This window comes from Ferribacterium limneticum, from assembly GCF_020510625.1.
Taxonomy (GTDB): domain Bacteria; phylum Pseudomonadota; class Gammaproteobacteria; order Burkholderiales; family Rhodocyclaceae; genus Azonexus; species Azonexus limneticus_A.
In genome coordinates, this window is sequence record NZ_CP075191.1 from 1,309,248 (window position 1) to 1,322,779 (window position 13,532).

Sequence of the window (13,532 nt, forward strand, 5' to 3'; positions counted from 1 at the left end):
GCTGAAGGTGGCCTGGAAAGGACGCCTGCGTGCTCGGGACGGAGCAGCGAAGCCATAAAAATTCAGCTGGCTGCACCGGGTATTTACTGCTGAAACCAATTATTGGCCCTCAGGGGGCATCGAGTTTGTGTCTGATTGGACCCAGCCACCCAATGCACGGCAGCCGGTGGCGAGCAAAGAGCCCGCATCTTCGCTGCGCTGGCAACTTGATCCAGTGAGTGTCGATGTTCTTTACATTGACTGTTATTGGATCCAAGACCATTTCTTCAAGTGCCTGATCAATCGAGTTTAATTTTTTCTGGCACGTTCGATGCGTGATTTCTGTTACCTAAGTAATAGGTGGTGTCATCACTAATTTATTGTTACAGGGGGTAATCATGAGCAACCTAAATAAGCTGGCCATTGCGCTTGCTCTGGCTGGAACAAGCCTGACCGCTCAGGCCACTGTCGTGACCGAATGGTCCTATTCAACGCTGGCATCGTTCACTTCTGCTTCCTTTTCTTCTGGATCGGATGGGACAACTTATAACAGTCCCGCAGTCCTCTCCTGGGGAAACGGCTCGGTGAGTGCAACCACTCCGTCAAGCGGAGTCGATAGAAGCTATCTCACCATCGGTAACGGAGTGGGAGCAAATGGTCTTTACAACGGGGCTGCTGCGACAGGTAGCGTTTCCACCGATGGCGTGGCCGTAAAGGGCGATATCTTCACGCACTGGAACAACGCGATCAGCGGTGACTACGGCACGCTGACGGGTGGCATCGTCCATGACACCTTGACGCTCACGCCACTTCTTCCTTCTTCATCGTCGGTTTCTGTCGATGCGCCGACGCTGGATTTTTCGTTCCACTTCATCGAGACGCTCAATGGCACGCCATGTCCTGGCGGCAACGCAGGTAGCAGCACGATTTGCGGCGATCTATTCGGATTCCAGGGAACCCCGAATTTCAATCTGCCGTTCAGCTATGGTGACGATGCCGACTACGGTGATGGTAAGGACGAGCAGTACTACGCCAGTGTGATCGTGTTCGACCCGCGTAGCGAGTCGTCAATTCCGATTTATTGGCTGAATGACGGGCAATGTGCTGCGCTGGGCTTTGCTGATGGCTATTCCACTTTGGCAACTACCCGACACAATCTCTGCCAGGGCTTCATCACCAATGAGGGGCAAATCAATCAGGTTCAGTTCGGATTTGCCATTACCTCCGTGCCGATCACGGTTCCCGAACCGTCAATGCCGGCCGTCATCGGTGTTGCACTGTTTGCTTTGGGTTTGAGCCGTCGCGCCCTCCGCAAGGGCTAATGCGCATCATCCCGCTTGCCCCTTGATGCCGGAAGCGGGGCTGAGAAGCCTCCTGGATACACCAGGAGGCTTTTTCTTGGGTGCGCTCGGCAAGGTAAGAGTTAGCTGAACGGCAAGGGTGTCGTGGGTATCTGCGAATCTGGAAGCCCCGAAACTACGGATTGGCCAAGCGGCCTGAAACGGCTGGAAGGCAAGATTCGAGAAGTGCATCGGAAAAAAACCTTATCGCCCACGGCGACAGGGTCTATGCTATTGGTCATAACCGAGGAGCACTCTTTGATAGCGCTCCCGCTCCCCTCAGAGTGAAGTTCCTTCAAGGCGCGTTGAAGATGAACAGGATGCACCCGCTGACGCTCAGCTTTCATGACTCCGCGACGGAGCGCGCCTTTGCCCGGCATCGGCTGCCTCGCCTTCGCCTGCAAGGCCGGGCGGCGATCATTGTGGGCATCGTCGTCTATGTTTCGTATGCGGCACTGGAGCATCTGTTCATTCTTCCTGAGCAGATCGGGCAGGTCTGGATGATTCGCGTGCTGGCCCTGCTGGTTCCGGTCGGCGTGCTGGCATTTACCTATTCTCCGTGGTTCGAAAAAACCAACCAGTTGCCGCTCTCGCTGGTCGGATTTACCGCAGCGTTGGGGCTGATCGGCATGCTCTGGCATTTGCCCGTTGCCAGCAGCAACTACTATTACCCGGGCTTGATGCTGGCAACGTTCTACACCTACAACCTGATCGGGGCGCGTTTCATCCAGGCCCTGGTGGTCAATGTCCTGGTCCTGTTGCTCTACAACATTCTATTTGGGTATCTGCGGCAGTTCCCTGAAGCGATGTTGCTCAGCCAGAACTTCTTTATCGTTTCTGCCAACCTGATCGGCGGTGCGGCCGGTTACCTGGCTGAGTACCAGGGGCGCCGGCTTTTCCTGCGCGAATTGCAACTCGAAGACGAACGGCAGCTTCACCTTGATCGTTCCCTGCATGACCGGCTGACCGGCCTGCCCAACCGTGAATTGCTCGACGACCGGATCAATCAGGCCCTGGCCCTGGCCCGCCGTGATTCGGCGCTCCATGCCGGGTTTTTTGTCGATCTCGATGGCTTCAAGGATGTCAATGATCAGCTCGGACATGACCGCGGAGACATCGCCTTGCGTGAGGTGGCAAGGCGCCTGGCCTTGTCGATGCGCGAGACCGATACCGTTTCCCGGCTCGGCGGGGATGAATTCTTTCTGCTTGTTCACGACATCGGTTCCTGCGATAGCGCCGCCCATCTGGCCGAAAAGTTGATCTCCCTGATCGAACAGCCGGTACCCGGCTTGCCGGATGACCAGGCGCTCAGCGCCAGCATCGGCATTTGCCTGTTTCCCTGCGACGGCGGGCCGGCGACGCCCGAGGCGATTATTCGCTGCGCCGATCTGGCCATGTATCAAGCCAAGGCCGAGGGCAAGCGGCGATTCTGCTTCGCCGGGGACTGAGTCCATCGCAACGCCGAGGGGAAAAACTCCTGTATCCTGCCAGCCTTTGAAAATTGTGGGGAACTGACATGGGACAAGCTAAAAACCGCGGCACGCTGGCACAGCGTGTGGCTCAGGCTCAGGCTCAAGAGAAAATCGAGGCGACACGCCCGGAAAAGCTGGTCTGCAACAGCTGCAAAGCCGATGTGACGGCCATTCATCCGGTCAGCACCCGCGGTCTGCGCGGTATCGATGCGATCTGGGTCGGCCAGTGCGACTGTGGCCACACCACCTTTGCCGCCTCGGGCGAACCGAAAGCCGTTGAAGCCTTCTTCTTCGCGCTCAGCGAAAACACCGAGCTGACGCTGGGCAGCCAGAGCAAGGATGGCGCAGCGCACGAAACGGCCTGATTCCGGGCGGTTGGTGAGTTGGATCGGCGGGCCGCTGTTGCGGCCCGTTCCTTTTGCGCTGATCCGCCTGCTTCAATGCCTTGATTCACCCGAGCAGACGGCGCAGACTGAGCCCATCGTCCAGCCTGCAGAAGGAGGTTCGTCATGACCGATGCACAACTCAAGGAAGCCGTCCTCGGGCCTTGGCCCTTTTTCGGTGTCAGTTCGCGCGGCGAGGTATTTGCCCGCTACGTGCCCAGCGGGCCGGTGTTCCGCTGGAGCTGGAACCAGATGATTCCGATGCCGGTGCAGGGCAGCGACCTGGTCTGGCTACTCCATGCGCAGGGTGAGGAAGATCAGTCAAGCGACACCGAGGCGGCCAAACGGCCTGCCGGCAAAGCTAAATAAGCGCCTGGCCGGTTCGGGCGATCAGCTCAGCCAGAGCTTCTTCCAGCCCTCGTGGCCGAGGCGCTCCATCGTTTCGATATTGCGCTCGAAAATCGCTTCAGCATCGGGAAACGCCGCCACGGCGCGGTCGATGCTGCTTTCGCGCAGCAGGTGTAGCGTCGGGTAGGGCGAGCGGTTGGTGAAGTTGGCGATGTCGTCCGGTTCGCTGCCGGCAAATTCGTATTGCGGGTGCAGGCTGGCAATCTGGAAGACGCCGTCGTAGCCGAGGTTGCGGATCAGGGCATCGACTTCGCCGAGGAAGAAATGGAAGTCGAGGAAGTCCGTCATCACCTGCGGATGAATCAGCAGCGTGGTGTCCAGTTCGGCCGGGTCGGTTTCGGCCAGCCGGGTCAGTTCATGTTCCAGTTCAGCCAGCAGTTCATCGGCCGTGGTTGCGCCGGTCAGGGCATAGCGCACCTGCTTCTTGACGAACACACTCTTGGCGAAGGGGCAAAGGTTCAGGCCGATTACGGCACGCTCCAGCCAGTTCTGGGTGTTGGCAATGATTTCCTCGGCGGCGGATGCGTCGGCGAAGGGGCTGAGAACCTGGGACATGGCGTGAGTCTCTGAAGTGCGGTGCTTCGGTAGATAGAGATCCGGCCTGAGCCTAGATCAGGTCGCCGGCCAGACCGACGGTCAGTCGGGTCGATACGGCGTTCAAGGCAATCTTGTGCAGGATTTCGCTGACCGTTGTGCAGCAGTCGGCCAGCAGGCTGACCTTGTACTTATCGGCTGCCTTGGAAATGGCGGTATGGGTCACGCAGTTCTGGGTCATCATGCCGCAGACCAGCAGTTCATCGACGCCGAGTTGGGCCAGCGTTTCTTCCAGCGTGGTTTTATGGAAGCTGTCGGCAAACGACTTGATGACGATGGGCGCTTCGGGGGCGGCAGTGAGGATGCGCGGGTGGATATCGACGCCCGGCGTGCCGGTGTTGAAGAACGGCGCCACGCCCTTGCTGGCATCGGCGACGTGCTGCACGAGAATGACCGGCATGCCCTTGGTGTGTGCCTGGCCGATGGCCTGCTCAACCTTGGCCAGCGTGGCTTCGGCATTCCACAACGGAAACCGGCCCTCCGGGAAGTAGTCGTTCTGCAGGTCGATGACGATCAGGGCGGACTTGGGCATGGCGCTTTCTCCGGTGGATGGGGACTATTGGGCGGTGGATTCGAGTTTGGCCCCGCCGGCCGCCGAGTTCGTCGCTGCCGGCGAAGAGGCCGGAGAAGTCAGGGCGCGGGCGCAGTGGGCGTTGGCTGGTCGGCTTTCGCGATAACACGGCGCGGCACCAGATTTTCATCGAGCAGGCGCTCGATCCGGAAAAAGATCTCGTAGCGCGAGAAGGGCTTCTTCATGAAATCGTCGGCGCCGATCCGGGTGCCGAAGAACTGCTCCATGGCTTGCTCGTTGCCGCTCATCATGATGACGGGGATGTCGCGCAACTGCGGGTCGCGGCGAATCGTGCGCAGGGCGGCAAAGCCGTTCATGCCGGGCAGCACGATGTCGAGAAAGACCAGTTCCGGTCGCTGCTCCTGCATCAGGGCCAGGCCTGATTCGGCATCGAAAGCTTCGAGTGTCTCGTAGCCGGCCGAACGCAGGAATTTCTTGAGGGCGACGACGATGGTTTTGGAGTCGTCAATGATCAGGACCTTGGTGCCTTCACGGGCATTGACGCGTGCCCGCTTGCGGCGTTCGGCGACGCCAGGTTCGGGCTGCAGCGGCTCTTGCTCAGGCGGTGCCGGGGGCTGTGTTTGTGCCTGAGCCTCGCCCCCAAACAGGGCCTTGATTTTGTCGAATAGTCCCACCTGTTTTCCCTTGTGATGTCGGCTGCAAGCTGGCAGAGCGTTGCGAGCCGGTGAGTCGTTCCTGCACGCATTATTTTTGGACCACTTTTCTGTGTCGCGAAAGCGTTCTTGCTGTTTGCATACGGTGCCGCAGGATTGTACGGGAATGGCGGCCGGTGTTGCTCAGTGTGTCGCTTATCGAGCGCAATTCTTGTTGTTCGGCGGGCACATGATGATCGACGGGGCGGGCGAGGTGGCGGCAGGTTTGGGTGGCGGGGCCGGGTAATGCTGGTGTGGCCGGGCGGGTACGCCATAGATCGGTACGTAGACCGGCTGCTGCGTGTTTTCGGGCGGTCTGACCAGTCCGCGACATTCGGCTTCGAGCTGGGCGCGCTGCGAAGCTTCCAGCGCTTGCTGGCTGAGATCGCGCAGGCAGGCAGCTGGGTCGCCGTAGGTGCGGGGCGGGTTGCTGGCGGTGGCTTGGCGCTGGCTCGTACGTTCCTGGCGTTCGGCTGCTTCTTCCGCCCGTTGGCTGGCTTCGCGTTTCTCGACGTAAGTGCGCATCCGTTCGAGGTCGCGTTCGGCCTGCAGGCGTCTCGCTTCCGGTACCGATTCGTCCGGGCGTGCCGTGACGGTAGTGCCGCTGGTGCAGGGTGCGTTGGAAATCTCCATCTTGCCGTCGGGCAGACGGCATTTGTAGATTTCCGCGGTGGCCGGCTGGGCGAGCAGGGCGACAGCGAGAAGGATGAAAGGCGTTTTGCGCATGCTGTATTTATAGCCTAACGCGGCCGAAAGCGCTTCCGTTGTCCGGTCAGTTTGCCGTTGCAGTTTCGGGCGGCAGTTTTGACTTGTCGGTAAAGCGGTCGAGATACAGGTAGATGACCGGCGTCAGGTACAAAGTGAGCAACTGCGACAGCATCAGCCCGCCAACCACGGCCAGGCCGAGCGGCTGGCGCACTTCGGCCCCGGCACCGATGCCCAGCGCGATGGGCAGCGTGCCGACCAGCGCGGCCATGGTCGTCATCATGATCGGCCGGAAGCGGACCAGACTGGCCTGGAAAATCGCCTCGAACGGCGGCGCGCCTTCCTTGCGCTGCTTGTCGAGGGCGAAGTCGATCATCATGATGGCGTTCTTCTTGACGATGCCGATCAGCATGATGACGCCGACGAAGGCGTAGAGGCTGAGGTCGACCTTGAAGATGAGCAGGGTGATCAGGGCGCCGAGGCCGGCCGAGGGCAGGCCGGAGAGGATGGTCAGCGGGTGGATGAAGCTCTCGTAGAGCACGCCGAGGACCAGGTAGACGACCAGCACGGCGACCAGCAGCAGGATGCCGAGACCCTGCAGCGAGGACTGGAAGGCCTGGGCCGTGCCTTGCAGGCTGGTGGTCAGCGACACCGGGACGCGGATTTCCTGCTCCAGCGCCTTGATGCGATCGACGGCATCGCCCAGCGAGACGCCGGGCAGCAGGTTGAAGGAGATGGTCACCGACGGCAGTTGGCCCTGGTGATTGACGGTCAGCGCCTGCGTCTTGCGGGTAAAGCGGGCCACCGTATCGAGCGGGATCAGCTTGCCGCCACCGCGCACGTAGATGCGGGACAGGGCCTGCGGATCGGCCTGGAATTCCGGGGCGACTTCGAGGATGACCTGATACTGCGCCGTCGAACCATAGATGGTCGATACCTGGCGGGCGCTGAAGGCGCTCTGCAGGGCGTCCTCGACCTGGCCGAAAGTGAGGCCGAGCGAGGACAGTTTGTCGCGGTCGATATCAAGGCCGACGACCGGGCTCAGGTTGCTCAGGTTATTGGTCACATCGACGAAGCCGGGTAGCTGGCGGATCTTCTGGGTCAGCGTCGCCGTCCATTCATACAGTTCATCGAGATCGGTGTCTTGTAGTGTGTATTGGTATTGGGCGGCGGTGATCTGGCCGCCGATACGGATCACTGGCGGGTTTTGCATGTAGACCTTGATGCCGGGCACGGCCGCCAGCTTGGGGCGCAGGCGCTGGATGATCTGGTCCGGCGTCGATTTGCGCTCACTGAGCGGCTTGAGGATCATGAACACCGTGCCGGTATTGGCCGTTGGCCGGATGCCGCCGGCGCCGACTGCGGACATGAAGGAAGCGATGTCCGGCTCCTGGGCGACGATCTCGGCCACCGCCCGCTGATGGGCAACCATTGAAGCAAACGAGGCATCCTGCGCGCCTTCGGTGAAGGCGATGATCTGGCCCGAATCGCCGCTCGGGATGAAGTCCTTGGGAACCTGGGTGAACAAATAGCCGGTGAGCAGCAGCGTGGCGAAGAAGCTGGCCAGGATGGTTCTCGGGTGGCCCATGGCCAGTTTGAGCGTCTTTTCATAGGCGCCGAGCACGGCCTCGAAAAAATGTTCAAACATCTGGAAAACGCGGCCATGCGAATCCGGATCAGCGTGCTTGACGTAGCGGCTGCACAGCATCGGTGTCAGGGTCAGGGAGACGAAGCCGGAAACCAGGATGGCGACGCAGATGGTGACGGCAAATTCATGCAGCAGGCGGCCGACGATGCCCTGCATGAAGAGCACCGGAATGAAGACGGCGATCAGCGAAATGGTCATCGAAATGATCGTGAAGCCGATTTCCTTGGCTCCCTTGATCGCCGCCTCAAAGGGCGGTTCGCCGGCCTCGACGTGGCGGACGATGTTTTCCAGCATGACGATGGCGTCATCGACGACGAAGCCGACCGACAGCGTAAGGGCGAGCAGCGACAGGTTGTCCAGGCTGTAGCCGAGCACCGACATCATGGCGAAGGTGCCGACCACCGAAATCGGTAGCGCCAGGCTGGGGATGATGGTCGCCGACAGGTTGCGCAGGAAAAGCAGGATAACCATGATGACCAGGAAGCCGGACAGGATCAGCGTGAACTGGACATCATCGATGGCGTGGCGGATCGAGTTGCTGCGGTCGAACAGCACCTTCATCGTCACTGCCGCCGGCAGCTTGGCCTGGAAGGAGGGCAGGATGCGCTTGATGGCATCGACCGTCTCGATGGTGTTGGCCCCCGGCTGACGCTGGACGGCGAGCACGATGGCGCGTTTGTCCACGTTCCAGCTGGCGATGCGGGTGTTTTCGACGCTGTCGATCGGCGTCGCGACGTCTTCCAGGCGAATTGGCGCGCCATTGCGCCAGGTGACGATGAGCGGGCGGTAGGCGGCGGCATTGCTGAGCTGGCCATTGTCCTTGAGGGCAAAGGTCTGGCGGCTACCGTCGAGCTGGCCGACCGGCTGGTTGACGTTGCCCTGGGCGATGGCCTGCTGCAGTTCATCGATGCCGATGCCGCGCGCGGCCAGCTGGTCCGGGTTGGCCTGGACGCGGACAGCGAATTTCTGTGAGCCGTAGATCTGCACCTGGGCAACGCCGGGAATGGTCGAAAGCCGTTGGGCTAGCTGGGTTTCAGCGTATTCGTGAACGAGCGATAGCGGCAGGGTCGGCGACGACATCGCAATGTAGAAAATCGGCGAATCAGCCGGGTTCACCTTGCGGAACGACGGCGGCGTCGGCATGTTGGGTGGCAGCTTTCGCTGCGCGGCGGCGATGGCCGACTGGACGTCCTGGGCGGCGGCGTCGATGTTGCGGTCGAGCGCGAACTGCAGGGTGATGGTGGTCGAACCTTGGGCGCTGGTCGAAGTCATCGAATCCAGGCCGGCGATGGTCGAGAACTGGCCTTCGAGCGGTGTGGCGACGGCGGCAGCCATGGTTTCCGGCGAGGCGCCGGGCAGGTTGGCGGTGACCGAAATAGTCGGGAAATCGACGGCCGGCAGTTCGGAAACCGGCAGAGCGCGATAGCCGATGATGCCGAAGATCAGTAGCGCCACCATCATCAGGGTGGTCATCACCGGGCGGCGGATGCAGAGCTCGGGGAGGTTCATCGCCAGACCCTTAGCGTGCCGGAGCAGCTTGTTCGGTGGCCTTGGGCTTGGCGGCCTCGGCATTCGCCGGTTTTGCGCTGATCCTGGCGCCTGGCGTCAGACGGAGCTGGCCATCGGTGACCACGGATTCGCCGACTGCGACCCCTTTGGCGATGGCAGAGTTGCCCTGATGGCTGGCGATGATTTCGATCTTTCTCACTTCGACCGTGTCGTCGGCCTTCACCGCGTAAAGGAAATTGCCATCGGCCCCCTGCTGGATGGCCTCGTTGGGCACCAGCACGGCATCGCTCACCTGATCGAGCACCATGCTGACATTCAGGAACTGGCCGGGGGTCAGCCTGGCGCCCTTGTTGTCGAGCAGGGCCTTCATCTGGATGGTACCGGTCGTCGCATCGACCGCGTTGTCGATGAATTTCGCCTTGCCTTCGAAGCGGATTTCCTTGTTGCCGGGCAGGGCAACCTGTACGGGCATCGGCCCCTTGCTGACCGTCTGGCGCAAGCGTTGCAGGTGACGCTCGGGTACCGAGAAAGTCACGTAAAGCGGATCAACACGGTTGACGACGACGAGGGCCGTGTCATTGATCTTGACCGAGGAACCGGGGAAAACCAGTCGGGCGCCGACCACGCCGGCGAAGGGAGCGCGCACCGTGGTGTAGGAAAGCTGCAGGCGGGCGAGCGCCAGCGTCGCCTCGTCGGCCTTCAGCGTAGCGGCAGCAGCAGCTTCGTTGGTGCGGACTTCATTGACCTTCTCGTCGGAGACAAAACCACGCGCCTTGAGCCCGGAATAGCGTTCGACATCGGCATGGGCCTTGGCCAGTTGCGCCTGATCCTTGGCAACGATGGCTTCGGCCTGCGCCACTCTGGTATTGAAATCGGCCGGATCGAGCCTGACCAGTACATCGCCCTGCTTGACCGCCTGCCCCTCGGTGTAGGCCACGGCCAGGACCTGTCCATCCAGCCTCGATTTGACGGTGACGCCTTCGTAGGCTTCTGCTCGACCGACGACGTTCAGGAATACCGGCATCTCGCCGCTCTGCGCCTTGGCGACGGTGACTGGCACCGGCCCCGCAGCTTTGCTCGGAGCCGTGGCCGGGTGACGATTGCCGCTCCATATCCATAAACCGCCGCCGGCCAGAATGACGATGCCGACGACAAGGAGCGTGCTTTTGGTTTTGTTCATGATGGGAAATTCGGGCCGGGAGCAGGATGGAGCCACTGAACGACGAAAACTGTTCCAGTTCTTGAACAAAAGTGGCCGAAAAACCAGAAAACAGAATCCTACCATTGTTGCGCAGATCGTTTTGCGGCTGGGACTCCGCCTGAATGTCGCTGCGGCGGCTATTTGTTTTTACCCGGAATGCAACGGCAGTCGATAAGGCTGGCAAAATTCACCCCTTTGACATTATTGTCGTCGCGAGTGCCTTGCCGGGATTTGAACCCAACGGCGAGCGAACATTCGTGCCAACCAGCCATGAGCCTTCATTTCATCCGCTCCGCCAGCCTGCGCCCCAAGCCGAAGAGGGCCAGACCTTGACCGCCCACCGCACCGGTAAAACGGCCTGCCGGCAGCGCCGGTTTGCCAGCCACCTGAAAACCTTGCCGCTGCTGCTATGTCTGGCTTTGTCGGGGCACTCGGCGCTGGCCGAAGAAGGCGACGACCTTGCCGTAGTGCCCTTCGAGCAACTGGTGAAGCGCGAGGTCGTTTCCGGCTCGAAACTGGTCCGCCAGATCAGCGATTCGCCCTCTGCCGTCGCCATCGTCACCGCCGAAGACATCCGGGCCTATGGCTACCGGACCATCGCCGACGTGATCAACAGCATGCGCGGCCTGTACACGACTTCCGATCGTCGCTACCAGTACATGGGTGGCCGTGGCTTCGGCGCGCCGGGCGACTACACCGGGCGCATCATGGTCCTGATCGACGGCTACGTGACGCAGGACAGCCTGTTCAACCAGGCCTACATCGACGAATCCGGCTTGCTCGACCTGGCGCTGGTCGAGCGTGTCGAGTACGTGCCGGGTACCGGTTCGGTGACTTACGGCAACAACGCCATGCTCGGCATCATCAACATCGTCACCCGCAAGGGCAGCGATTTCAACGGACTGCAGATTTCCGGCGAAGCGGGTAGCCACGATACCTACCGCCAGCGGGCCACCTTCGGCAAGCGTTTCGACAATGGCGCCGACCTGCTGCTTTCTGCCTCGGCGCTGGATTCCCAGGGGCAGAACCTCTATTTCCCGGCCTACGACACCCCCGCCACCAATCATGGCTGGGCCAACGGCATCGACGATGAACGCAACAAGCGTTTCTTCGGCAAGTTCTCGCTGGACGGATTCAGCGTCGAGGCTGGCTACGTCGATCGCAGCAAGACGGTGCCGACCAAGCCAACCGAATTTGCCATATTCAATACGCCGTTCTCGACCTCCGACGAGAGCGCCTACCTCAACGCCAGCTATGAGACCGATATTGGCCTTCATTTGTACTCGTCATCGCGCTTCTACTACGGCACCTACGACTATGAGAACCGACGGGTGGTCGATGATCCGAATCCTTACGCCCGTCGGCAACATCAGGCGAAGTGGTGGGGCGTGGACCAGAAGTTCGTTGGCAAGTGGTTCGCCAACCACGCCATTCTGTTCGGCCTGGAGCATCGCGGCGACCACAGCCAGAACATGCGCTGGACCTACTACTCGCCGGCACAGGCGGTCGCAAGGGATGTCCAGCAGTCCTATTCCCGCAACACGACCAGCTTGTACATGGCCGATGAATTCCGCTTTCATGAGCGCTGGCGCCTGAATGTCGGGGCGCGCTATGACAAGGCCAGCGATCTCGAGGGCAACTGGAGCCCGCGCGTTGCCCTGATCTATCAGCCCAATTTCAAGACCACGCTGAAAGCCTCGTATAGCGAAGCTTTTCGCATGCCCAACGCCGACGACAGATCCAACTACCGCACGGGGGCCACGCCCGAATACGTCGCGGCCAAGGAACTCGTGCTCCAGCACGACCTGAATCGCCGCATGCGGATTACTGGCTCGCTCTATGAATATCGCCGCAGCAAGCAACAGGTTGATCTCACCGGACTGGGCGACTTTGCGGCAGTCGGGAGCAGCCGCACCAAGGGCGGCGAGCTGGAATTCGAGGCGCGCTGGGACAACGGCATCCGGGCCAAAACCAGTGGTGCCTGGCAGCACTCGCACGACACCAGCGGCCAGGACTCGATCAACTCCCCCAATCTGCTGGGCAAGTTCCAGCTGACCTCTCCCTTGCCCGGCGATTCGATTCGGGCCGGCCTGGAGGCCCAATATCTCGGCTCGCGTCTGACCACAGAGCGTCGCCGGCTGGGGGGCGTTGTACTGGCCAACCTGACCTTCTCCAGTGAGCGTAAATGGCATGGGCTATCGGCCTCATTCAGCATCCGCAACCTGTTCGACCGCAATTACGACGTGGTGTCGCCCTTTGACTGGGCGCCGGGCACAGGCATCGACGCCCTGCGCATGGATGGCCGGACCTACTGGTTCCAGCTCAACGTGGACCTCTGAGCCTCGACATGCGCGTCCTGACCCTTCTTTTCATGTTCTGCTTCAGCCTGGCGGCAAACGCCCAGGTGGTGGCCGAGCACGAGATGAAAGCGGCCTATCTGTACAACTTCGCCTACCTGTTCGACTGGCCCGAATCCAGGCGCGCCAATTTCCACATCTGCGTGCTTGGCGATGACGACGTGGGCACGGCAGTGCAGGCTTATTACGACCGCCGGGTCAACGGCCAGCGCATCGTGATCGCCCGCCTGACAACACCCACGCCCATCCGCGCCTGCGACATTCTCTATGTCGGCGCTGGCGAGGTGGTCAATCTGCCAAAAATCAGATCCATCCTCGGCAACCAGCCGACCCTGACAGTCACCGACAAAGGGGGCTTGCCGGCGGTAGGAATCATGTTGGCGCTGGAAGGCAAGCGGCTGATGTTCGACGTCAATCTGGAGCAATGCGAGCGGGCCAATCTGAAAGCCAAGCCCACCCTGCTGGAGCTGGCGCGCAGCGTGCGAAAATCGGCTGACGGGGATGCAAAAACGGCCGCTGCCGGAAGGTAATGCCGCTCACGGATAGAGGGGCGCTGCGGGCTAGCTGAAGACTTCAGAGCCTTTTGGTTCGTGACCGCAAATGGCGCTGCAGCCGCGACTGGCCGGCCAAATCTTTACGACATTTTTACGCCCTGATCGCCAGAATGGTCAGCGTTTTTACACGGCTTGTCCTAGGGGCTGTTAACAATTGG

At 60.9% G+C, this 13,532-nt stretch carries 12 protein-coding genes; 6 read left to right on the forward strand and 6 right to left on the reverse strand.

The window, feature by feature from the left end:
- The first annotated feature begins 377 nt into the window (after positions 1-377).
- From KI617_RS06320 to KI617_RS06335, 4 genes are all read left to right on the forward strand, one after another.
- A complete protein-coding gene (locus KI617_RS06320; RefSeq protein WP_226451162.1) occupies positions 378-1,301 on the forward strand; it encodes a THxN family PEP-CTERM protein in 924 nt (307 codons plus the stop codon).
- 329 nt (positions 1,302-1,630) lie between these two features.
- Complete coding sequence (locus KI617_RS06325; protein WP_226451163.1) at positions 1,631-2,767, forward strand: GGDEF domain-containing protein; 1,137 nt, start codon at positions 1,631-1,633, stop codon at positions 2,765-2,767.
- A 68-nt stretch (positions 2,768-2,835) separates the two neighbouring features.
- A complete protein-coding gene (locus KI617_RS06330) occupies positions 2,836-3,156 on the forward strand; it encodes a hypothetical protein (RefSeq protein WP_226451164.1) in 321 nt (106 codons plus the stop codon).
- A 144-nt stretch (positions 3,157-3,300) separates the two neighbouring features.
- Positions 3,301-3,543, forward strand: coding sequence for a hypothetical protein (locus tag KI617_RS06335; RefSeq protein WP_226451165.1), 243 nt, complete (start codon positions 3,301-3,303; stop codon positions 3,541-3,543).
- Positions 3,544-3,564: 21 nt separating this feature from the next.
- Here the strand turns inward: KI617_RS06335 and KI617_RS06340 are convergent, their stop codons facing one another.
- The 6 genes from KI617_RS06340 to KI617_RS06365 form a co-directional block, all read right to left on the reverse strand.
- Entirely contained in the window at positions 3,565-4,137 is a 573-nt protein-coding gene (locus tag KI617_RS06340) for a DUF1415 domain-containing protein (protein ID WP_226451166.1), read from the reverse strand.
- A gap of 52 nt (positions 4,138-4,189) precedes the next feature.
- Complete coding sequence (locus tag KI617_RS06345) at positions 4,190-4,708, reverse strand: cysteine hydrolase family protein (protein WP_226451167.1); 519 nt, start codon at positions 4,706-4,708, stop codon at positions 4,190-4,192.
- A 98-nt stretch (positions 4,709-4,806) separates the two neighbouring features.
- Positions 4,807-5,382 carry a response regulator gene (locus KI617_RS06350; RefSeq protein WP_226451168.1) on the reverse strand — a complete coding sequence of 192 codons (576 nt, stop codon included), beginning with the start codon at positions 5,380-5,382 and terminating at the stop codon, positions 4,807-4,809.
- A 174-nt stretch (positions 5,383-5,556) separates the two neighbouring features.
- Positions 5,557-6,126 carry a DUF4124 domain-containing protein gene (locus KI617_RS06355; protein WP_226451169.1) on the reverse strand — a complete coding sequence of 190 codons (570 nt, stop codon included), beginning with the start codon at positions 6,124-6,126 and terminating at the stop codon, positions 5,557-5,559.
- A gap of 46 nt (positions 6,127-6,172) precedes the next feature.
- Positions 6,173-9,262, reverse strand: coding sequence for an efflux RND transporter permease subunit (locus KI617_RS06360; protein ID WP_226451170.1), 3,090 nt, complete (start codon positions 9,260-9,262; stop codon positions 6,173-6,175).
- 10 nt (positions 9,263-9,272) lie between these two features.
- On the reverse strand, positions 9,273-10,442 hold the full coding sequence (locus KI617_RS06365; RefSeq protein WP_226451171.1) for an efflux RND transporter periplasmic adaptor subunit: 1,170 nt from the start codon (positions 10,440-10,442) through the stop codon (positions 9,273-9,275).
- Positions 10,443-10,720: 278 nt separating this feature from the next.
- On the opposite strand from KI617_RS06365, the gene KI617_RS06370 reads away from it, so the two are divergent.
- Positions 10,721-12,802 (forward strand): TonB-dependent receptor plug domain-containing protein, encoded by a 2,082-nt coding sequence (locus KI617_RS06370; protein ID WP_226451172.1) that lies wholly within the window; start codon positions 10,721-10,723, stop codon positions 12,800-12,802.
- An 8-nt stretch (positions 12,803-12,810) separates the two neighbouring features.
- A complete protein-coding gene (locus KI617_RS06375; RefSeq protein ID WP_226451173.1) occupies positions 12,811-13,350 on the forward strand; it encodes a YfiR family protein in 540 nt (179 codons plus the stop codon).
- The last annotated feature ends 182 nt before the right edge of the window (positions 13,351-13,532 follow it).

Coding starts and splice junctions, on each gene's coding strand:
- KI617_RS06360 (WP_226451170.1), bottom strand. CDS start 9,262: ATGAACCTCCCCGAGCTCTGCATCCGCCGCCCGGTGATGACCACCCTG.
- KI617_RS06345 (WP_226451167.1), bottom strand. CDS start 4,708: ATGCCCAAGTCCGCCCTGATCGTCATCGACCTGCAGAACGACTACTTC.
- KI617_RS06375 (WP_226451173.1), top strand. CDS start 12,811: ATGCGCGTCCTGACCCTTCTTTTCATGTTCTGCTTCAGCCTGGCGGCA.
- KI617_RS06320 (WP_226451162.1), top strand. CDS start 378: ATGAGCAACCTAAATAAGCTGGCCATTGCGCTTGCTCTGGCTGGAACA.
- KI617_RS06365 (WP_226451171.1), bottom strand. CDS start 10,442: ATGAACAAAACCAAAAGCACGCTCCTTGTCGTCGGCATCGTCATTCTG.
- KI617_RS06335 (WP_226451165.1), top strand. CDS start 3,301: ATGACCGATGCACAACTCAAGGAAGCCGTCCTCGGGCCTTGGCCCTTT.
- KI617_RS06330 (WP_226451164.1), top strand. CDS start 2,836: ATGGGACAAGCTAAAAACCGCGGCACGCTGGCACAGCGTGTGGCTCAG.
- KI617_RS06340 (WP_226451166.1), bottom strand. CDS start 4,137: ATGTCCCAGGTTCTCAGCCCCTTCGCCGACGCATCCGCCGCCGAGGAA.
- KI617_RS06355 (WP_226451169.1), bottom strand. CDS start 6,126: ATGCGCAAAACGCCTTTCATCCTTCTCGCTGTCGCCCTGCTCGCCCAG.
- KI617_RS06325 (WP_226451163.1), top strand. CDS start 1,631: ATGAACAGGATGCACCCGCTGACGCTCAGCTTTCATGACTCCGCGACG.